Genomic DNA, 20037 nt, shown 5'->3' on the forward strand with positions numbered 1-20037 from the left:
CCTTGTTTTAGGATAGGTTTTGAGGGTTAATTGTGTGTTACAACATTAAATCTTAGACCGCTTATTTCTTTTTACTCTGTCTTAACTGATCGATTGATACCGTGACAATGATCACCAGACCGATAATGATCTGTTGGATAAAGGCTGAAACACCGTTCATGTTCAAACCGTTACGCAACACCCCGATAATAAAGGAACCGATTAATGTGCCGGGAATGGTGCCGACCCCGCCCATTAATGAGGTTCCACCGACAACCGCACTGGCGATTGCGTCTAACTCATAAGCCACACCGCCGTTTGGCTGTGCCGTCACCAAACGAGAGGCCAAAATCACGCCCGCCAAACCGGACAGCAGTCCACTGGCGATATAAGCGTAGTTTTTCACTTGATTGGTTTTGATGCCGGAAAGGCGAGCGGCTTCTTCGTTGGAGCCGATGGCATAAATATAGCGTCCGACCCGCAGTTTGTTTAAGGCGAAGGTAAACATCAACGCAATGACAATCATGATAATCACCGGATACGGAATGCCGGGAAATTTGACTAGTGGCAAGCCGTTTGCGCCTTCTTCAACGATGCGGAACAGTGCACCGTTGCCGAGGTAAGAGAATGATTCTGGCATACCGGACACCGGAGCAGCATTGGTGACATACAGTGCGACGCCACGCGCCACCATCATCATACCCAAGGTGGCGATAAATGGTGGTAATTTCATTTTGGTGACCATAATGCCATTGGCATAACCGCAGATACCGCCAACCAAAATACCAGCGATCATGCCGATCGGCACCGGCAATCCACCGTTGACGAACATCGCTGCTGCCACGCCGGAAAGGGCGACCACCGAGCCGGTGCTTAAATCAATTCCTCCGGTCAGGATCACACAGGTGGCCCCAATCCCGATTAGCGCAATAGTGGAGGTTTGCAAGCCAATGGTCATTATGTTGTTGAGCGTAAAAAAGTAGTCGTTGCTGATGGTAAAGGCGAGGATCAACAGCAATAATCCTGCCAAAGACGCTAATTTTCTCAACATATCTTTTTGTTTGTCATTCATCACATTACCTCTTGTTTTAGGAAGCATAGTTGTAGGCTGCATATTCTCTTGCAAACATATTTTTCACGCCGGTAGCGTATTGCATAATCTCTTCTTGATTGGTCGATTTGGTTTCCAACATGCCAGTCATCTGTCCTTCACGCATGATGATGATGCGGTCTGATACGCCAAGCACTTCCGGCAATTCGGAGGAGATCACAATAATGCCGACTCCGTTGGCTGCCAACTCATCCAGTAGTTGATAAATGGCATATTTGGCACCAACGTCGATGCCGCGGGTCGGCTCATCAAAAATCATCACGGTGGCATCACGGAACAGCCATTTACCGATCACCACTTTTTGCTGATTGCCGCCACTCAGGTTGTTGACCAGCTGCTCGACGGTCGGGGTTTTGATCTCCATTTTATCGACGAAGGTTTTCGAGGCTTTGACTTCGGCATCGGTGGAGATGATCCCCAAGTTGCTGCTGACTTTATCCATCGATGCCATCGTGATGTTTTCACGAATGCACATTCGCACTGCAACCCCGTTTAACTTACGGTCTTCGGACAGGTAAGCGATGCCAGCTTTAATTGAATCTGATGGATTTTTGATCGAGACTTTTTTGTGGTGCACATAAATCTCACCTTTATCCAGCGGATCGGCACCGAAAATCGAGCGAGCCAGTTCGGTGCGTTTGGCACCGACCAGTCCGGTGATCCCTAAAATCTCGCCACGGCGCAAATCGAAATTCAGCGGTTTGAACACCCCGACACGTTCGGCATTCATCACCGACAAAATAATCTCATCTTCGACAACCGCCGTTTTGGGCGGAAAGTGGTTATCTAGTGAGCGTCCGACCATTTTGGTGATGATCTGATCCATCGTGATATCGCTAAAACGGTGGTTGGAGACATAAGTGCCGTCACGGAAAATCGTAATATGGTCGCAAATCCGTTTTAGTTCCTCCATGCGATGCGAAATATAGACAATGCAAACCCCTTTGGCTTTCAAGCGGTGCACTAGCTCAAACAGTTTGTCGATCTCTTTTTCAGTCAGGGCGGAGGTTGGCTCGTCCATGATCAACACTTCCACATCAAAGGAGAGTGCTTTGGCGATTTCCACCATTTGCTGCTTGGCAACCGATAGCGTGTGGACGATATCGGTCGGGGCGACATCAATGTCAAACATCGACAGCAGCTGCGCTGCATCCACATTCATTTTGCGTTGATCAATTAAACCGTGTTTCAGCGGTTCTCGCGCAAAGAAGATATTTTCGGCAACGGTCAAGTGCGGTATCAGATTCAGCTCTTGAAAGATCATGCTGATACCGTTTTTTTGCGCTTCTAACACCGAGGAATACCGCACTTTTTCGCCTTTATACACAATATCGCCGACTTCGGGGTGATACACCCCGATCAGGCATTTCATCAAGGTCGATTTGCCGGCACCATTTTCACCCATCAAGGCGTGTACTTCGCCTTTGCGCAGCTCTAAATGTACGTCTTTTAAGGCATGCACCGTGCCAAATGATTTACTGATATTGGTCATGGAAAGCAGCGGCACTGCTTGAGATTGAGTCGCCATGTCACACTCCTGCTAACAAGTTATTAATCCTCGATTCTTAAACCATAGGTGCTGAATTTGCCCAGAACCACTTGGATCTCTTGCGGCGATAGCACCGGCACATCGTCGGTGATGGCCAATAGCTGAATGTACCAGGTTGCCAACACTTCCACTTCATGCGCCAGCCATAGTGCTTTTCGCAGATTTTTTTCGGCAGCGATCAAGCCATGGTGCTGTAATAAAATCGCTTTGCTCTGCTGAATGCCTTGCTGTACATATTCCGCCAGTTTTGAGGTGCCGAAAGTGGCATAGGGGACGCACGGAATATGGTCGGTGCCGCCGACGGCGACCATGTAGTGAATCGCCGGAATTGCTTTGCCCAAAATCGAGACCGCTGAGCAGTGGATCGCATGGTTATGTACTACAGCATCTAAATCTGGGCGGGCTTGATACACCGCATGGTGAAAACGCCATTCGCTGGACGGCAATTTGCCGGCTTCATAGTGACCGTCACCATCAACAAACACGATGCAGTCTTCATTCATCTGCTCATAAGGCATGCCGCTGGGTGTGATCAGCATGCCGCCGTTATAACGTGCGCTGACATTGCCGGCTGTGCCTTGGTTTAACCCTAAGTGGGTCATTTCCAGGCAGGTATCAATAATTTCTCGGGAAAGTGCTTGTCTGTTCATGTTGCTGTCCTTTAAACAATGTTTAGGCTACGACTGGCGTAACCCCTTTTTTCAAAATAATATTGCCGTATTTTGCCAATTCACCGCTGACGACAACCGCATAGGCTTGTTGCGCACGTTGGTAAAAGGCAAAACGATCAATCTGTTCAATGCTGGGCAATGGTGTGATATTGGGTTGAATTGCGGCTAAATAGCGGGCAGCAACCGTGGGGTCGAGACTGTCGCCTTCGACGGCAGCCATCATAATCAATGGGCTGGCAACGTATTGATCTAATTCGAATAGTGGCGTAATCGCACTTAGCAGTACGTCAATCTTGATACCGTCGGCGCGTACCACTTGTGAGTGCAGTTGGTGCGCCGGAAAATGGGCATCGGCAAACACGATTTCATCGCCGTGCCCCATTTCAGCTAAAATTTTTAACAGTGTCGGCGAAATTGCCGGATGAATTCCTTTTAACATGGGTTTGCTCCGTGTTGAATGTAGTTGGCCAACCATTGTTGATAAGCTGGGCTGTCGGCAGAGGGCTGAATCGTCTTGCGCTGCAGCTGCATTTGCTGTTGAGCAACGTCGGCATTTTGGTAATATTGTGCGCCGGCAAAGGTGAACATCGCTGCGCCTAAGACCGTGGCTTCAGCCACATCCACAATTTCGATCGGTATGCCCAAGACATCGGCACGGATCTGGTTCCACAAACGGTTTTTCGAGCCGCCGCCAACGCAAATCAGACGTTCGGCCTGAAAGTGGCTGACTTGTTCCAATGTGGCTAAGCCGTGTTTTAGTTGATAGGCCATATATTCCAAGGCAGCACGATAAATTTCGGCTCGCTGCGAATGCAATGAAAGCCCTGCGATTTTGCCGTGTTGAACAAATGTTTCGGCATTGTTGAAATTGCCGTGCCATTCTACGCCGTTTGCGCCTAGCGGCACGGCTTCGGCGTCGCTGATCATGGTTGGGTAGTAATGTGGCGTCTCATACACCTCGCGGTAGAACAATTTGCCGACCCATTCCAATACACCAGAACCGAGCCATTGCACACCGGGAGTGTAGTAGCCGGTTTTGGCATCAAATTCGGTGGTTAAACCGTGATGAATTAAGTCAAAGTGCGGTTCGACTTTAGCAGTGCGTGCCATCAAAATTTCCCAAGTACCGGAGCTTAACACCGGCTGATTTGGCTTAGCGCCGGAACCGAAAATCGCAAATTGGGTATCATGGCCGCAGGAGATCACCGGAATGCCGGCAGGCAAGCCCATTTGATGGGCGACATCGGCTTGCAATTCACCGATTGGTGTGCCGGCTTCGACGATGGGCGGAAAATGGTGCTCGGTTAAATCCAATACCGACAAAATACTGGGATCCCAAGTGCCACTTTGTAAATTGGTTAACATAGAGGTGCCGGCCATGGTTTTGTCGGTGCTGAAAACGCCGGTTAACCAGTGGGTCAACATCGAGGAGATAAACACAAATTTGTCCATTTGTTGATAAATTTTCGTTTGGTTCTCTTTCAGCCACAGCAGTTTGAACAGGGTGTTGAAGCTGTACAAACCGATGCCGTTGCAGGTATAAAGTTTTTCAACCTCAAAATAGTTACTGATATTTTGCATAATTGGCAGGGTGCGTGGGCATTTCCACGAAATGATCGGATAAATCTGCTTGCCGTCACGGTCAAACGGCGCCCCGTCCACGCCAAAAGTGGTGACGGAAATGCCGATAATCTCTTGAATATCATGATGTTTATGGGTTAGTTGCACCACCACATGGCGAGCACACTCAGATAACTTATCGCAAATTTCAGCAAAATCCCAAATATGGTAATCGGTCGACTCGGCGCCGACTTTGGTATTGCTGGCGATGTGGTGTGCGGCTAAAATCTGCCCTTTTTCATTTAGCGCAATCGTGCGGGTATTGGTCGCACCACAGTCGAAAATCAGTACAATAGGCATAAAGTTTCCCCAAGTGCGGTCAGGGCAGAATAGGTTTTCTACTGTGACCGCACTTTGTGTTATGGCATAGTTTTATTGCATGCTATTTGGTGAATCTTTTAACGATAGAGTGGTCCGAAATTCTCGCAAGCTCGGTAATCTTGACCTTCTTTATCCATACCAAAGGCATTCCAAGTGCTTGGGCGGAAAATATGTTTCTCTTCCACATTATGCATACACACCGGAATCCGCAGCATAGAAGCCAAGGTGATAAAGTCGGCGCCGACATGACCAAAGGTAGCCACACAGTGGTTGGCGCCCCAATTTGCCATCACCGAATACACATCGCTGAATGCGCCTTTGCCGGTCAGGCGCGGCACAAACCAGGTGGTTGGCCAGGTTTCGTTGGTGCGTTTGTTCAGAATATCGTGTACTTCCGGCGGCAGATCAATCGACCAGCCTTCAGCGATTTGCAATACCGGTCCGATTCCTTTGATAATATTGATACGGGTCATGGTGAACGGCATGCCGCCACGAGTTAAATATTGTGAAGAGTAACCGCCGCCACGGAAATATTCATGTACTGCCGGACACCAACGGGTGTTTTCCAGACAACGTTTGCCGTCAGCTTCGGTGACTTGCCACACCGGTTTAATCACCGGTTGACCGTTTTGATCTTGATGCTGTCCGGTGCCGTCCAACGCCGCGGAGCCGGAATTGATCAAGTGGATAAAACCGCTCTCCGGACGGAAACCGGTGACACGTTCCACCGCATCTTCGCTCCAATATGTCCGCACATCGGCAAATACCTGCGCCTGTCCGGTCAATTGATTGCCAAACAACATACAAACGGCATTGAGTGAGTCATTTTCCGTTGCCAAAATATAGGGTGGGCGCACGCCGCTCCAATCGTAGGTAGAATTGAGAATGGCTTCCATAAAATCGCCGTTCGGCAGGTGATCGGTCCATTGGCGTTGCCCTTGGAAACCGGCCGCAATCGCATTGTGTCCCAACGCCTCTTCCCCGTAATTCAGCTCAGCCAATTTTGGATTACCTACCATCAGATCACGGGTGATAATCGCCATTTTCACTACATTTTCCCAAAGCTCAGCACGTTGCTCCGCCGTTTTTTGGTTTTCCGGTGCATTCACATCGATGCCTTCCTTGCAATATTCTTTCACCCAAGTCAGCGCCAGATCGACTTCCGCTTGATCATAAATATAGCGATCTAAGCGACGTTTAATCTCGGTCATATCAACATATTCGTTACGCATACCCAAATATTCTTGGAAGAAGGTTTGATTGACGATTGAACCGGCAATGCCCATGGAAACCGAACCAATTGAAAGATAAGATTTGCCACGGATATTGGCAACAGTTAAACCGGCACGGGCAAAGCGCAACAGTTTTTCTTGTACATCCGGCGGAATAGAGGTATCACTGGATTCCTGCACTTCGGTGCCATAAATTGAAAATGCTGGCAGACCCAATTGCGAATGACCAGCCAATGCGGCAGCCAGATAGACCGCACCCGGACGTTCAGTGCCGTTAAAGCCCCAAATCGCTTTTGGCATATGCGGATCCATATCAATGGTTTCCGAACCGTAGCACCAGCAAGGTGTCACCGTGAGCACCACGCCGACATTATTCAGCTTGAATTTTTCCGTACAGGCAGCCGCTTCAGCAACACCGCCAATGCAACTGTCAGCAATCACACATTCGACAAAATCGCCATTCGGATGGCGAATTTCAGCCGTTAATAATTTCGCAACGGATTGCGCCATTGCCATGGTTTGATCTTCCAGTGACTCACGCACGCCTAAACGACGTCCGTCAATTGTCGGGCGAATACCAATTCTGATCGGTTGGGATTTTGCTATGCTCATTGTATTGTTCCTCTTTTAATCCATCACTAATGAAGTAAATTTCAGTTTGAAAATGGCTTTCTGAAAACTATCTTCGAGCTAGCGATTGATCGAGAAAAGGATTTTGTTTAAACAAGGTGCATTGTTGTGAGCTCAATCACGAAAACAGCATAAAAAAGAGAGAAAAGTGCGGTTTTGATTGCCCGAACAATTTTAATTAAAATAAATTCGGGCAAATCGGGCATTTTTTAAGTGGTGATGATTAATAAATTTTGCTGATCGCAATAACGTTTCAATTCACCATTCGGCAGTTGATCGCAAAACAAAATATCGATTTGCGACAGATCGCAAATCTTCATTAGGCTCTTACGCCCCAGTTTACTGTTATCAACCAGCAAAAATTTTTGTTCGGACGCTGCCATAATTTTACGTTTGATTGAGGCATTTAACTCATTTGATTCCCATACCGAACCGCCTTCATCGACACCGATACAAGAAAAAATCCCGATGTCGATGTGCAAACGCTGCAATAATTGTTCCGATAACGGCCCGTAAAACGCATCGTATTTCGCAGAGTAAACGCCGCCGGTAGCAATGGTTTTGATGTTGGATTTGCCAGATAACGCATTGATATTATGCATGGCGTTAGTCACCACGGTGCACGGTATATCGGGCATTGCCTGTGCGAAAAACCAACTGGTGGTGCTGGCGTCTAAGCCAATTACCGCTCCCTCGAACACATACTCGACCGCACTTTCAGCAATCAGACGTTTGGCATCCGAATTGTTTTTTTGCCGAGCTTGAAACGAATGCCCCACATCTTTGGCTTTCAACCCGACCGCACCGCCATGAGTGCGGTGCAACAACCCTTTGCGATCCAGCTTGGTCAAATCGCGCCGAATGGTTTCCAGCGACACCGCCAAATCCAGTGCCAAGATATTCACATCGACTTTCCCCAGCTTGTTAATCTGTTCCAGAATAAAGCGTTCTCTCTCTTTCATGATGAATTTCTCATTGTCAAAACGGTCAAATCGGGCATGTTTGATTATAGGGGGAATTGAGGGGGATTGGTATGTTTTTGTCTAAATGAAAGAAAAGGATATGTCATTTAGACTATCCTTTTCTAAGCTTGATACCGTCCTATAAGTAGTCAGAAATGATTAGGAAAAAATTTGTTATATAATGGCTCTGCGGCTTCTGCCCATTCTCTATACTGTTGGTATAGTGCATTATACTGCTGACTTCTGTTTTCATTAGGATAATAGGTTTTTTCCATTTTGCTTGCCATAGCCCCTTGTGCTAATTCAACTGTGGCGAAAACCTCTGCTGCAACCGCCGCAAAAATAGCGGCACCTAATGCACAACATTGATCGGATTTTACAATTTGAATAGGTTTTTCCATTACATCGGCACAAGTTTGCATCACGACCGATGATTTTCTTGCGATTCCGCCCAATGCAATAATTTTTTCTACCGGTACTTGCTGTGAACTGAGGCATTCCATAATCATTCTGGAACCGCAGGCTGTCGCAACAATCAATGAGCCGAAAATTGAACTGGCATCGGTTCCTAAGCTGATGCCGGAAATAACGCCTTTTAATTTTTGATTGGCAAACGGCGTCCTTCTGCCGTTAAACCAGTCGAGTGTTAACGGTAAATGTTCCAATCGAGGATTTTTATCCCACTCCTCTGCAAGGGTGACTAATAATTTTTGCCTGAAATCCTCAATTTCTGATTGTAACTGTGGTTGTTGCTGTTTTAAATGTTCTAAAGGCCAGCTTAGTACCCTTGCAAACCAAGCATAAATATCGCCAAAAGCTGATTGTCCCGCTTCTAATCCTATGGCATTTGGAATCACGCTACCATCAACTTGTCCGCATATTCCCTCAATAGAGCGTTTATTTACCGTTTCATAGTCTGTGATTAGCACATCACAGGTTGATGTACCAATAACTTTAACTAAGGTATTTTTAGAAGCTCCAGCGCCGACAGTACCCATATGGCAATCCAATGCGCCACCAGAAATAATCACATTTCTAGGTAAGTTTAACTTTTTCGCCCATTCGGAAGTAATAGTTCCGACAGCCACGTCAGCGGTTTGGGTTTCAGTAAATAGTGGAGTTTGTAAATTTTCTGTGATTGATGGATGAAGTGCGGTTAAAAATGCTTTTGAGGGTAAACCGTTCCAGTCTGGATGCCACAAGCTTTTATGTCCGGCAGTGCAACGTCCTCTTTTTAGTAAGCCTGGATGAGTAGTACCGGATAAAAGTGCGGGCACCCAATCGCATAATTCAACCCAATTCACGGCATGTTGTCTTACTGCTTCATCAGTAGATTGTATATGGGTAATTTTTGCCCAGAACCATTCAGCAGAGTAAGTGCCGCCGATATATTTAGTATAATCGGGATATTTTCCACTATGGCACAGCTCGGTAATATATTCTGCTTCTTTGGTGGCAGTATGATCTTTCCATAAAATAAACATTGCGTTTGGGTTATCTTTAAACGACTCATTTAATGCCAAAATGTTTCCTTCCGCATCGATTGGTGCCGGAGTTGAGCCCGTTGCGTCAATCCCAATTCCAACGATATTTTGCCGGATCTTTTCATCAATATTTTGTGTGATTTGACAAATAGCTTCTGTCATTGATTCAATATAATCTAAAGGATGATGGCGGAATTGGTTATTGTCCGAATCACAATAAAGTTCTTTCTTCCATCGAGGATAGTTACTGACATACGTTGCAACTTCCTCTCCACTTTGACAGTTGACTAACAACGAACGCACAGAATCACTGCCAAAGTCTAAACCAATAACAAATTGTTCTGACATAATAATGCCCCTCTATAACTATTTTCTTTTGGTAAAAAAGTTAAATTGATATTTCTGTAAGAAAATAAATACAATTAATAATGCACCCCAGAGTGCCATTGTAATGTAACTACTTAATCCAATAATATTTAAACCGCTTTCTAATGTTTGTAACAAAATTAGAGCAGCCAAAATACCTATTAATTTTCCTTTACCACCATCAGGATTTACACCTCCCAATACGGCTGCCAGAATAGCTGTCAATAAATAAGAATCGCCGTAAGATGCTTTGGCAGAGTTAAGTTTTGACATCATTAAGAGTGCAGCAGCAACACAAAGTATAGAAGAAATAATATAAACTAGCACAATAACTTTTTGTGTGTTGATGCCTGAGAAATAGGTTGCACGTTCATTATTTCCGATAAAATAGATCGATTTCCCCAACGTGGTTTTATCAAAAATAATCCATAACATGATAGATAAAAAGAGAAAAATAATTAGTGGAATTGGAATGCTAAACCAAACACCGCTATTTAGAATTAAAATATGATCGGAAAAGTTAGAAACTGCAGAACCTTTGGATAGTAATACATTTAAACCATTCAGTAATGTCATTGTTCCCAGTGTTGCAAGAATTGGTGATACCCTGACGATAGCGATTAATAATCCGTTTACTAATCCGATTATGATTGCTGTAATTAAGCCTAATAAAATAGCGATAAAAACAGATGTAGGATAATGTATAAGGTAAAATGCCATAACTAGTGAGCAGGAATTCATTGTGGCAATAATGGATAAATTGATTCCACCTGTCAGCATGGTGATCGCCATTGCCAGTGTTAGAACACCAAGAATAGGGATTTGTGATGCTATTGATTGGAAATTATTGAGTGACCAAAAAATATCAGGAATAAAAAAGCTAAATGAAAGTATTATTATAATTAATAATATCATCAAATATCTAAAAGAACTGTCATTAAATTTATTCATAACGGCTATACTCCTATTTTCTTCCGTTGGCTCCATGCAGTCATACTGACACTGAAGACAATAATTAAGCCTGTTACTACGGTTTGCCAGTATGATGAGATACCTAAAAGATTCAATCCATTTTGAATTATGGCAAGTAAAATAACTCCCATTATGGTGCCTAACAGAGTTCCTTTACCACCAATTAAACTGGTTCCGCCCAGTACAACTGCCGCCAGTACTGTTAATTCATAACCTAATAGTGAATCGGGTGCGACCGTTTGTACGGTATATGACTGTACGATACCAGCAATACCGGCAACAAATCCCATATAACCATATACAAAAAGATGTAACTTTAATAAACTGAATCCAATCCGTGATGCCGCTTCTGCATTACCCCCCAAGGCATAAATTTTTCTTCCAACACTGGTTTTATTCATTATCAATCCGGTTAGCAAAATCACAGCCAGTAATAAAATAAATTGAAATGAAAGTCCATATTCGAAACCGTCTGCTGTTGTTGCTTTAAAGATAATAATTTCTTGTTGAAACCATGCGGGGTAGTCGTATAACCAAGTTCCTTTAGTGATGTAAAGTAACAAACCATAAAATATATTCAATGTTGAAATAGTGATAATGATAGAAGGTACTTTCAGTTTATTCACGATTACTGCATTAATTAATCCTAAGGAAACTCCAGAAGTAATTGAAATCAGAAAAACAACTAAATAATTTGCATCATGTTTCATGATAAATGAAACCATAATATATTGCGAAATGATTGTAATTGCCGGAAACGAAATATCAATCCCACCTGAAATGAGTACGATAAATAACCCACAAGCTAAAATAGCCAGCATGGAATAACTATTGACTACATCATAAAGATTTTCTATCGTCAGAAAGTCATCTGTTTTGAGTGATAAATAAATAGATATTGTTAAGATCGTTACAATCAAAAAGAAATTCTGTGAAATAGATTTATTTTTCATTGATTGCCTCCAAGATTTCGCTCTCACTTGTTTCTTTGGCGATAAACTCATGACTTATTTTTCCGGATTTCATCACAAAAATTCGGTGACTATTATAGTAAGCCTCTTCAACTTCATCCGTAATAAAAATAACTGAAATACCTTGTATGGAAAGGGATTTTATAATATTGAATATTCCTTCTTTATTGGCAATATCAACGCCAATTGTCGGTTCATCTAAAATCAATAAATCCGGTTTGATTGCTAGCCATTTAGCGATTGACACCCGTTGTGCGTTACCGCCCGACAGTGTATTTACCGGAAGATCTGAATTGGATGATTTTATTTTTAACTGCTGAATCAAATGATTACTATAAGATAAAACATGTTTTTCATTAATCAAACCGAATTTGGAGGTGATTTTATTGAAGATCGTCGAAATAATATTGTCTTTGATTGACGAGTTCATTACCAGGCCAGTTGCCATTCTATCCTCTGATACATACCCGATACCGGCAGAAATTGCATCACGATTACTTTTAAATATCACTTTTCGGTTGTTTAAAATAATATCCCCACTATCTGGTGAACTTACTCCAAATAAGCTTAAACAGAGTTCTGTTCTACCGGAGCCTAACAAGCCGATTATTGAAATCACTTCTCCTTTTTGTAGAGAAAAAGAAATATCCTGATATTGGTTTTCCTTAGATAATTTATTAACTGTCAGAAGAGGTTTCGAATCAGCAACAGGTAATAATCTTTCGTAATGAAACTCTATACCGGTCATTAAGTAAGCTAGCCTTTTTTCATTAATTTCAGAGATCGGATAGCTACCGACTAAATTTCCGTCTTTGAGCACCAGTACCTGATCTGAAACCTTAATAACTTCGTTTAGTTTATGACTAACGAAAATGATGCTAATTCCCGTATTTTTAAGTTGTTGAACAATTTTGAGTAATGATTGAACTTCTTGTACGGTTAAAGAAGCGGTTGGTTCATCCATAATAATCAAGCGTGCGTCTTGAGCTAGGGCACGACATATAGCAACTAATTGTTGTTGGGCAACCGAAAGTGTTTCTACCAAAGCATCTAACGTTAAGTTGGCGTTGATATTTTTTAATGTATTATCTGCAATAGCATAAATATTTTTTTTACTTGATAAAAAGTGATCATGATGTAAATTAATTGCAATATTTTCAGCCACAGTTAGATTAGGAAATAGCGAAAGATCTTGATAAATTACCTGAATGCCTTTTTTGATCGACTCTTTGGGTGTTAGCTTGTCATATTGATCAGAGTCTATTGTTATTCTTGCATTTTTATCCGGTTGATAAACGCCGGATAAGATCTTAATTAATGTTGATTTGCCACAGCCGTTTTGCCCGGCTAAGCAAAGTACTTCACCTTGATTCAAGGTTAATGCGACATTATTCAATGCTTTCACACCATAAAAGGTTTTGGAAATATTTTCCATGGTAATAAAAGTCATAATAACCACCTTTACTATGAAGATTGATCAGCAGGATATGATGGATTCCCTTTTTATATAGCGGGAATCCATACATTTTTAGAAGAATTAATAAAGGCTATCAATATTTTCTTTTGTGACTTTTAAAACTTTATGGAACTGAATCAGACGATTCTCTTTATTTACGTTTGCTTTTCCTACATTTGGAATTTCAAACCCCTGAGTAATGTCTTCACCTTTTAATAATTTGGCAGCAACTGCGGCTAAAGCATAACCGCCTGAAGCTGGATCATAAGTAATTCCCATCGTGATATTGCCACTTTTAATCAGAGAGGCGGCTTGCGAAGGAATCATCATACCAAAGACAAAGAATTTATCTTTCATACGTTTTTCTCTGACTGCCAGCCCTGCTCCGATCGGACCTTGTGAACCAAAAGAAACCACTGTTTTCAAATCAGGGTGCGCTTTCATTAAATCCAGTGTAGTACGGCGCGCATCATCAATATTTTCCGCTACCGGCATACGAGTTGTTACTTCAAACATCTCTGGATAATGTTCTTTTTGGTATTTTACAAAGAGATCGGCCCAAAGGTTATGCTGTGGTACGGTCAAGCCTCCGACATAAATTACATATCCGCCTTTACCTCCCATCACTTTTGCTACCTCTTCTACGTTGTCAGCTGCAAATTGTGCATTATCAATGATTTCAATATCCCAATCCGCACTTGGTTGCCCGACGGATTCATGCGTTAGTACAACGATTCCTTGCTCTTTGGCTTTTTTGAGTACCGGTTCTAGAACGTTGGCATCATTCGGTACAATGGAAATTGAATCGACTTTTTTAGCAATCAAGTCTTCGATTAATTTTACCTGCTGTGGTGCATCTGTACTGGAGGGGCCTACTTGATAAGCATTTACGCCAAAATCTTTTCCTGCTTGTTCAACGCCTTCAGCCATACGATTGAACCACGGCATACCCGCTATTTTGGAAATATTGACTATTTCAACCTCTTTTGCCATTACATTAGGTGCAAGAACCGTCATGCTTAACAGCCCTGTTAAGAATAGATTTTTCATGGTCAGCTTTTTCATTATTCACCTCGTTATATTATGAATATGGGTATTTTTGCTAATGGTATATTACATCTCTATCAATGCACATGACTAAAAAATAGGATAACATATTGATTTTAATCTGATAAAATCATTGCAATATGTTGTATTTTTAGTCTGTAGGAATAATAGGCTAGAATTAGAGGGATTTATATGTAAAATTTGGCTATTTATATAGATTATTTGGCAGAAAGATTTTTTTTGTGATGTAGGTCACTTGCCGGTGATTATCTGGAGTGGCGAAAGCGCGAAGGGCTAGTGCCACAGTATTTTTTAAATACTTTTGAAAAATAAAATTGGTCATCAAATCCTAATTGTTTGGCGATACTCATAATCGAGATATCTGAGGTATAGAGTAATTTCTTGGCATTTTCCATTCTTTGATTATCACGCCATTGCGTAAGGCTCATGCCTAATTGTTCCGAAAATAAATGTGTTAGTCTTGAGGTTGATAGATTAACTTTCTTGGCAAAATAGTCAATTTTATGGTTTTGTTGTAAATCGTTTAAAATCAAATTGCATACCGTATCAATTCTGAGATCCAACGAATTATGTGATTTATGCTCTAAATTTTTTGGATCAAATTTGGCACATTTAATCAATAATAATTCTAGAAAACACATTGTTGTATCTTTGGCAAAAATATCGTTTGCTTTGGATAGATTTTCAATTTTAACGAATAAGTCCAAAATAGCTTGATATTCTTCTTTGTCTTGAATACTCAAACGCCCAATCCCATTTTCCGTTGACGACCACCGGAGCCAGTCTATCCAAAATGTTCTAGGTCTAAAATAAATCCATTGGTGATACCACGAATAATACGCAGGTTCTCGGCAGTAATGATGTATTGTCTGTGGAGAAAACAGCAGCAAATCGCCCTTGTCTGCCAAAAAGGTTTTTTCTCCATCAAATATAGCCCCTCGGCCTCTAGTAGTTAAATTGATAATGTAGCCTTTCATACCCTGTGGACGATTGATAATGTAATCAAGGTAATTATCTTTTTCAATCAATGTACGCCCAGCGACTAAGTCCATATCAAAGGGATAGTCGGATAATAGTGGAATATTTTCTTTTGGGGTATTCGGATTCATTTCGAAGACTACCTTGGTTTACACAATACGTTATAATTAAATTTTATTATGCGGATTGCCTGATTACTAATGTCATTGGAATCAATTGCGGATTTGTAGTTGTGTTGCCTTTTGTCATATGATTTATCAACATGGTGATTGCCGATTCTGCAAGCATATCGTAATTTTGGGCTGCCGTCGTCAACGGTGGACAAGTATAAGCTGCAAGGGGGTGATCATCATGTCCTGCTATACGCAGTTCTTCTTCATTGATTCCAACCGGTATTTTGGCTTCCCAGGCGGCTAAAAAAGCACCGTAGGCAAGCCGGTCATTGGCACACAACAGCGCATTATGTTTTGGCTTATGTTCCAGCCAAGAAGCTGTTTGTTGGTAGCCGTAGGTTTCAAATTGCCAATCTACTCTGCCGTCCGATTGCAGAATTAGCGGTATTTCTCGGTTTTTTGCCATCGCATCTTGATAGGCATTGAGACGGGTTTTGGAATTTTGGTTAATTTCTGGCATTGCTAAAAACGCAGGTGGTGTTCCTTTTTGGCAAAGGTAATCGACTAATAATGTGATCCCTTGTTTATTATCGGTACCTATAAAAGGGGCAGGGTGTGACGGTGGTGAATCAAGATATATCATTGGTAGATTTTCTTCGATTCGACGCAATTTAGGTTGTACAGCATCTTTACCTAATGGAACCACTAGAACACCGGCAACATTCATCGATTGCAAGCGTGCAACCGCATCAGCCTCAAGCGTTAATTTACCGTTGGAAGGTAGTGTAAAAGTGAAATATCCTAATTTTTCTGCTATTTCCGATATACGTGATACTAACAGCATGTAAAAAGGATCCGTAATACTTGGAACAATAATACCAATCACTCTGCTTTTATTTCGTTTAAGATTGCTGGCAAATAAATTGGGGCGAAATCCGGTTTCTTCGACGGCAAGTTGAATGTGATTACGGGTTTTTTCACCAATTTGTTGCGGATCATTAAAATATTTAGACAATGTTTGACGAGAAAGTCCAACATAATCAGCAAGTTGTTGCATAGTTTGCACGCTTGGGATCATCTTTTTTTTATCCATTAATCTTCTCGCTGTTTATTGGGCTAAAAACTGGTCTAGCTCTAATTGTGTTGATGTTCCTTCCATCGGTCCAAGCTGTGTTACCGCTCTTGCGCCAGCAGCATTTGCATAACGAAGCGCTTCAGCTGCAGAATAACCGTTAATCCAAAAACTGACAAATGCACCGCCAAAACTATCGCCGGCACCGGTTGGATCCAACTCATCAACATGATGCGGTCGTATATTTATTTGTTGCTCTTTCGTAAAATATGTTGCTCCCTGATTGCCACGTTTTAAAACGATCTCTTGAATTCCCAATGCAAATAATTCATTAATTGCCGCTTGTTCTTCTTTGGCTTCGGTAAATAAAAACAGTTCGTCACCGGAGGGCAAAAAAAGATCAGTTTGTCGTAAAATCATTTTTAGGTCGGAACATAGCTCCGGTGTCATGATTTCAGCTCTTAAATTAGGATCGAATGATAGCGTGCCACCGCGAGCTTTAATTACCTGAACAGCACGTAATGCCATGTTTTTTAAACCCGGAGAGGAAAGAGCGGTTCCCATCAAGTGTAAATGATCACATTGGGTTAATAATACCTCAATATTGGGATTATCTTCTAATTTCCCGCATGCACTGTGTGCAATATTAAAAACGAATTTACGATCGCCATTTGTCTGATAACGCACAAAGGCACTGCCGGTCGCTTCACCTTCAGCAATCGAGATGCCGGAAATATCAACTTGATCAGCCATTAACCTATTCAGATTTAGCTGACCAAAATCATCATTCCCGACACGAGAAATAATTGCGCAGGGCGTTTTGAGTTTCCCGACTTGATCAATAAAAATAGCGGGTGCGCCTGAAGGAAAAGGTCCGATAAGAGGCTGAGCTTCTAAAAAACCATTGCCTTTGGTTGTTGCGACAATCTCGACTAAGATTTCACCAATTGTTAATATTTTTCGCATTATGCTTTACTCCTTTTCTTTTTTGCACGCACATCTAGCCAAACTGCAACTAAAATAACAATACCTTTCACAATCAATTGGTAAAAATATGGGACTGACATCATATTCATTCCGTTATTCAATATACCGATGATTAAAGCGCCAACCAATGTTCCAATCATCGTTCCGACACCACCGGTTAAACTGGTTCCGCCTAATACCGCTGCGGCAATCGCATCTAATTCATATCCCATTCCGGCATTGGTTTGTGCTGAATACAGCCTTGACGACAATAATATTCCGGCAATAGCTGCCATGATGCCGGATAAAGTGAAAATCCAAATTTTAACTCTTGCGGTTTGAATGCCGGAATATTGTGCTGCCTCGATATTACCACCAGTAAGATAAGCCTTTCTGCCAAATACCGTTTTTGACAACACTATATGGTTAATTAAAAAGAGTAGTACCAACACCCAAATAACCACTGGAATTCCAAATAGCGCAGAATTTCCGATTGCTGTCCAATCGCTATTTGTGATCATTTGTGGTGCGCCGTTGGTGGGCAAGCTGACCATGCCGCGATAAATTCCCATAGTTGCGACTGTGACAATAAACGAGGGCAAGGCTAATTTTGCGGTTAAAGCGCCGTTGATAAATCCCATCACAGCTCCGGCAAATAGGGTAACGAAAAGTGCGGTAAACAAACCGTAATCGAGAGCCAACACTTGGGCTGCCACCATACCGCTGACCGCAATAATAGAACCAATAGACAGATCAATTTCACCAAGTAGGATAACCCAAGTCATACCAAAAGCCGCAATGGCAACAACAGAAACCTGTTGCAAGATATTCATAAAATTAGCAACAGACATAAAGCGGTTATTGGCTAAGGAGAAGAAAACGCACAAAATGATTAACGCAAGGAAAATACCGCCCAGTTGGCGTAAATATTGAGTAAGCCGATTGTTTTTTATCATGATAATTGCCCCGTTGCTGCCGCCATAATTCGTTGCGGATTAAGTTCTGTTGTGTTGGCTGTAGCCTGTATGCTTTTTCCTGCCATTACAATGATGCGATCTGATAGTCCTAAAAGCTCCGGTAGTTCGGAAGAAACTAGTAGTATCGCTGTACCATTGGCAGCTAGTTCACGAATAATGCTGTATATCTCAAATTTAGCACCAACATCAACACCACGAGTAGGTTCATCTAAAATTAGAATTTTGGGTTTGGTTGCTAGCCATTTTGCTAGAACCACTTTTTGTTGATTGCCACCAGATAAAGTATTGGCAGCAATTTCCCCAGAATAAGCTCGAATAGCCAGCTGTTCAATCGCTTTATCTGTTTGTTCTTTCTCTTTAGACGTATTCATCAAGCCGCCTATGGCGGTAAAGTGCGGTAGTGCAGCCATGGTGATGTTATGACGCAATGAGGCGAGTAGGACTAATCCCTCTTCTTTTCTGTTTTCAGTAACAAAACCAATTCCATGGTTAATGGCAATACTGGCATTTTTAATTGGTATTGATTTATTGTGCAGTTTAATTTCTCCAGAATGGGGTAACATTCCAAATAATGCTTTCATCACATCAGATCTTCCAGCCCCCACTAAACCAAAGAATCCCAGAATTTCGCCGGCTTTTACCTGAAAATTGACGTCATTAACTTTACCGGCAACATTTAAATGGCTAACTTCTAAAATATTTTCATTTGTTGGTATAAATTTCACTGCTAATTTGGGTGGGTAAATTTGATCCATCCGTCTTCCTACCATTAGGGCGATTAATTGATCGATTGTTGTTTCTGTTTTTGCTAGCGTCTGAATATATTCTCCGTCACGCATTATGGTAATGTCATCCGACAATCGCATAATTTCTTCCATGCGATGAGAAATATAGATAATTGCTTTGCCGTCAGTAGTCAATTTTTCAATGATAGAAAATAAAATTTCAGCTTCAGAATCGGATAATGAGGAGGTCGGTTCATCAAGAATGATAATGTCGGCATTACGGCTAAGGCCTTTAGTGATTTCAACCAATTGCCTCTGAGCAATGGAAAGATCGCCCACTTTTGTGGCAGCATTAATTGGTAAACCTAGAGAACGAATCAAGGTTGTGGCTTGTTCCTCAATTTTACGATCATTAATAAATCCAAAGCGAGAAGGCTCATGATTGGCATAAATATTTTGTGCGACGGTTAAATTATTGACCAAACTAAGCTCTTGGAAAACGATAGATAAACCGGCAGCCACTGCGTCTTGGGGGGAGGACGGACTATATTTTTCTCCGTTTAGCAACATTTCGCCTGAGTCTGCTGAATATACGCCGGTTAATATCTTCATTAATGTTGATTTACCCGCTCCATTTTCTCCTAATAAAGTATGAACTCGCCCACGCATGATCATTAAACGCATATCTTTTAATGCCTTGACGGCACCAAATGATTTATTGATCCCATTTAATGTCAAAATAACATTGTTTTTCTGTACCATGTTTACCCTCCAATTAGGAAAATAGCGGAAGATACTATTCCGCTATTTTGAG

Annotated in this window: 17 protein-coding genes; all 17 read right to left on the reverse strand. The window is 42.1% G+C overall.

Annotated features, from left to right (window positions below; all coding sequences use genetic code 11):
* Nucleotides 1-61 precede the first annotated feature (61 nt).
* The 17 genes from FHQ30_RS06135 to FHQ30_RS06215 all read right to left on the reverse strand — a co-directional run bounded on the left by FHQ30_RS06135 (nucleotide 62) and on the right by FHQ30_RS06215 (nucleotide 19985).
* Entirely contained in the window at nucleotides 62-1051 is a 990-nt protein-coding gene (locus FHQ30_RS06135) for an ABC transporter permease (protein WP_139610465.1), read from the reverse strand.
* A gap of 16 nt (nucleotides 1052-1067) precedes the next feature.
* Nucleotides 1068-2618, reverse strand: coding sequence for a sugar ABC transporter ATP-binding protein (locus FHQ30_RS06140; protein WP_139610464.1), 1551 nt, complete (start codon nucleotides 2616-2618; stop codon nucleotides 1068-1070).
* A gap of 23 nt (nucleotides 2619-2641) precedes the next feature.
* Nucleotides 2642-3289 (reverse strand): L-fuculose-phosphate aldolase, encoded by a 648-nt coding sequence (locus FHQ30_RS06145; protein WP_139610463.1) that lies wholly within the window; start codon nucleotides 3287-3289, stop codon nucleotides 2642-2644.
* 22 nt (nucleotides 3290-3311) lie between these two features.
* Nucleotides 3312-3749, reverse strand: coding sequence for an L-fucose mutarotase (fucU, locus tag FHQ30_RS06150; protein ID WP_139610462.1), 438 nt, complete (start codon nucleotides 3747-3749; stop codon nucleotides 3312-3314).
* Complete coding sequence (fucK, locus tag FHQ30_RS06155) at nucleotides 3743-5230, reverse strand: L-fuculokinase (RefSeq protein WP_139610461.1); 1488 nt, start codon at nucleotides 5228-5230, stop codon at nucleotides 3743-3745. The genes fucU and fucK overlap by 7 nt, the downstream gene beginning before the upstream one ends.
* A 98-nt stretch (nucleotides 5231-5328) precedes the next feature.
* Nucleotides 5329-7095 carry an L-fucose isomerase gene (gene fucI / locus FHQ30_RS06160; protein WP_139610460.1) on the reverse strand — a complete coding sequence of 589 codons (1767 nt, stop codon included), beginning with the start codon at nucleotides 7093-7095 and terminating at the stop codon, nucleotides 5329-5331.
* 227 nt (nucleotides 7096-7322) lie between these two features.
* Nucleotides 7323-8075, reverse strand: coding sequence for a DeoR/GlpR family DNA-binding transcription regulator (locus tag FHQ30_RS06165; RefSeq protein ID WP_139610459.1), 753 nt, complete (start codon nucleotides 8073-8075; stop codon nucleotides 7323-7325).
* A 149-nt stretch (nucleotides 8076-8224) separates the two neighbouring features.
* Nucleotides 8225-9907 carry a ribulokinase gene (locus tag FHQ30_RS06170; protein WP_139610458.1) on the reverse strand — a complete coding sequence of 561 codons (1683 nt, stop codon included), beginning with the start codon at nucleotides 9905-9907 and terminating at the stop codon, nucleotides 8225-8227.
* An 18-nt stretch (nucleotides 9908-9925) separates the two neighbouring features.
* The gene (locus FHQ30_RS06175) at nucleotides 9926-10876 is read right to left on the reverse strand and encodes an ABC transporter permease (protein WP_139610457.1); all 951 of its coding nucleotides are present in this window, start codon (nucleotides 10874-10876) and stop codon (nucleotides 9926-9928) included.
* 5 nt (nucleotides 10877-10881) lie between these two features.
* Nucleotides 10882-11850: an ABC transporter permease gene (locus tag FHQ30_RS06180; protein WP_139610456.1), complete on the reverse strand. Its 969-nt coding sequence runs from the start codon at nucleotides 11848-11850 to the stop codon at nucleotides 10882-10884.
* Complete coding sequence (locus FHQ30_RS06185; protein WP_139610455.1) at nucleotides 11840-13318, reverse strand: sugar ABC transporter ATP-binding protein; 1479 nt, start codon at nucleotides 13316-13318, stop codon at nucleotides 11840-11842. The genes FHQ30_RS06180 and FHQ30_RS06185 overlap by 11 nt, the downstream gene beginning before the upstream one ends.
* Nucleotides 13319-13405: 87 nt before the next feature.
* Entirely contained in the window at nucleotides 13406-14389 is a 984-nt protein-coding gene (locus FHQ30_RS06190; RefSeq protein WP_139608650.1) for an autoinducer 2 ABC transporter substrate-binding protein, read from the reverse strand.
* A gap of 248 nt (nucleotides 14390-14637) precedes the next feature.
* The gene (araC, locus tag FHQ30_RS06195; protein ID WP_139610454.1) at nucleotides 14638-15501 is read right to left on the reverse strand and encodes an arabinose operon transcriptional regulator AraC; all 864 of its coding nucleotides are present in this window, start codon (nucleotides 15499-15501) and stop codon (nucleotides 14638-14640) included.
* 46 nt (nucleotides 15502-15547) lie between these two features.
* Nucleotides 15548-16576: a LacI family DNA-binding transcriptional regulator gene (locus tag FHQ30_RS06200; RefSeq protein ID WP_139610453.1), complete on the reverse strand. Its 1029-nt coding sequence runs from the start codon at nucleotides 16574-16576 to the stop codon at nucleotides 15548-15550.
* 15 nt (nucleotides 16577-16591) lie between these two features.
* The gene (locus FHQ30_RS06205; protein ID WP_139610452.1) at nucleotides 16592-17521 is read right to left on the reverse strand and encodes a tagatose kinase; all 930 of its coding nucleotides are present in this window, start codon (nucleotides 17519-17521) and stop codon (nucleotides 16592-16594) included.
* Entirely contained in the window at nucleotides 17521-18477 is a 957-nt protein-coding gene (locus tag FHQ30_RS06210; RefSeq protein WP_139610451.1) for an ABC transporter permease, read from the reverse strand. The genes FHQ30_RS06205 and FHQ30_RS06210 overlap by 1 nt, the downstream gene beginning before the upstream one ends.
* Nucleotides 18474-19985 (reverse strand): sugar ABC transporter ATP-binding protein, encoded by a 1512-nt coding sequence (locus tag FHQ30_RS06215; protein WP_139610450.1) that lies wholly within the window; start codon nucleotides 19983-19985, stop codon nucleotides 18474-18476. Before FHQ30_RS06215 ends, FHQ30_RS06210 begins: the two co-directional genes overlap by 4 nt.
* Nucleotides 19986-20037 lie beyond the last annotated feature (52 nt).

Source organism: Testudinibacter sp. 'clade 2', assembly GCF_006227735.1.
Classification (GTDB): domain Bacteria; phylum Pseudomonadota; class Gammaproteobacteria; order Enterobacterales; family Pasteurellaceae; genus Chelonobacter.

Bases quoted from the DNA above. Each gene is read 5' to 3' on its own strand.
- araC (WP_139610454.1), bottom strand. From the start codon at position 15,501: ATGAATCCGAATACCCCAAAAGAAAATATTCCACTATTATCCGACTAT.
- FHQ30_RS06210 (WP_139610451.1), bottom strand. From the start codon at position 18,477: ATGATAAAAAACAATCGGCTTACTCAATATTTACGCCAACTGGGCGGT.
- FHQ30_RS06165 (WP_139610459.1), bottom strand. From the start codon at position 8,075: ATGAAAGAGAGAGAACGCTTTATTCTGGAACAGATTAACAAGCTGGGG.
- FHQ30_RS06170 (WP_139610458.1), bottom strand. From the start codon at position 9,907: ATGTCAGAACAATTTGTTATTGGTTTAGACTTTGGCAGTGATTCTGTG.
- FHQ30_RS06175 (WP_139610457.1), bottom strand. From the start codon at position 10,876: ATGAATAAATTTAATGACAGTTCTTTTAGATATTTGATGATATTATTA.
- FHQ30_RS06135 (WP_139610465.1), bottom strand. From the start codon at position 1,051: ATGAATGACAAACAAAAAGATATGTTGAGAAAATTAGCGTCTTTGGCA.
- FHQ30_RS06140 (WP_139610464.1), bottom strand. From the start codon at position 2,618: ATGGCGACTCAATCTCAAGCAGTGCCGCTGCTTTCCATGACCAATATC.
- fucI (WP_139610460.1), bottom strand. From the start codon at position 7,095: ATGAGCATAGCAAAATCCCAACCGATCAGAATTGGTATTCGCCCGACA.
- FHQ30_RS06200 (WP_139610453.1), bottom strand. From the start codon at position 16,576: ATGGATAAAAAAAAGATGATCCCAAGCGTGCAAACTATGCAACAACTT.
- FHQ30_RS06205 (WP_139610452.1), bottom strand. From the start codon at position 17,521: ATGCGAAAAATATTAACAATTGGTGAAATCTTAGTCGAGATTGTCGCA.
- fucU (WP_139610462.1), bottom strand. From the start codon at position 3,749: ATGTTAAAAGGAATTCATCCGGCAATTTCGCCGACACTGTTAAAAATT.
- FHQ30_RS06190 (WP_139608650.1), bottom strand. From the start codon at position 14,389: ATGAAAAAGCTGACCATGAAAAATCTATTCTTAACAGGGCTGTTAAGC.
- FHQ30_RS06180 (WP_139610456.1), bottom strand. From the start codon at position 11,850: ATGAAAAATAAATCTATTTCACAGAATTTCTTTTTGATTGTAACGATC.
- fucK (WP_139610461.1), bottom strand. From the start codon at position 5,230: ATGCCTATTGTACTGATTTTCGACTGTGGTGCGACCAATACCCGCACG.
- FHQ30_RS06215 (WP_139610450.1), bottom strand. From the start codon at position 19,985: ATGGTACAGAAAAACAATGTTATTTTGACATTAAATGGGATCAATAAA.
- FHQ30_RS06185 (WP_139610455.1), bottom strand. From the start codon at position 13,318: ATGACTTTTATTACCATGGAAAATATTTCCAAAACCTTTTATGGTGTG.
- FHQ30_RS06145 (WP_139610463.1), bottom strand. From the start codon at position 3,289: ATGAACAGACAAGCACTTTCCCGAGAAATTATTGATACCTGCCTGGAA.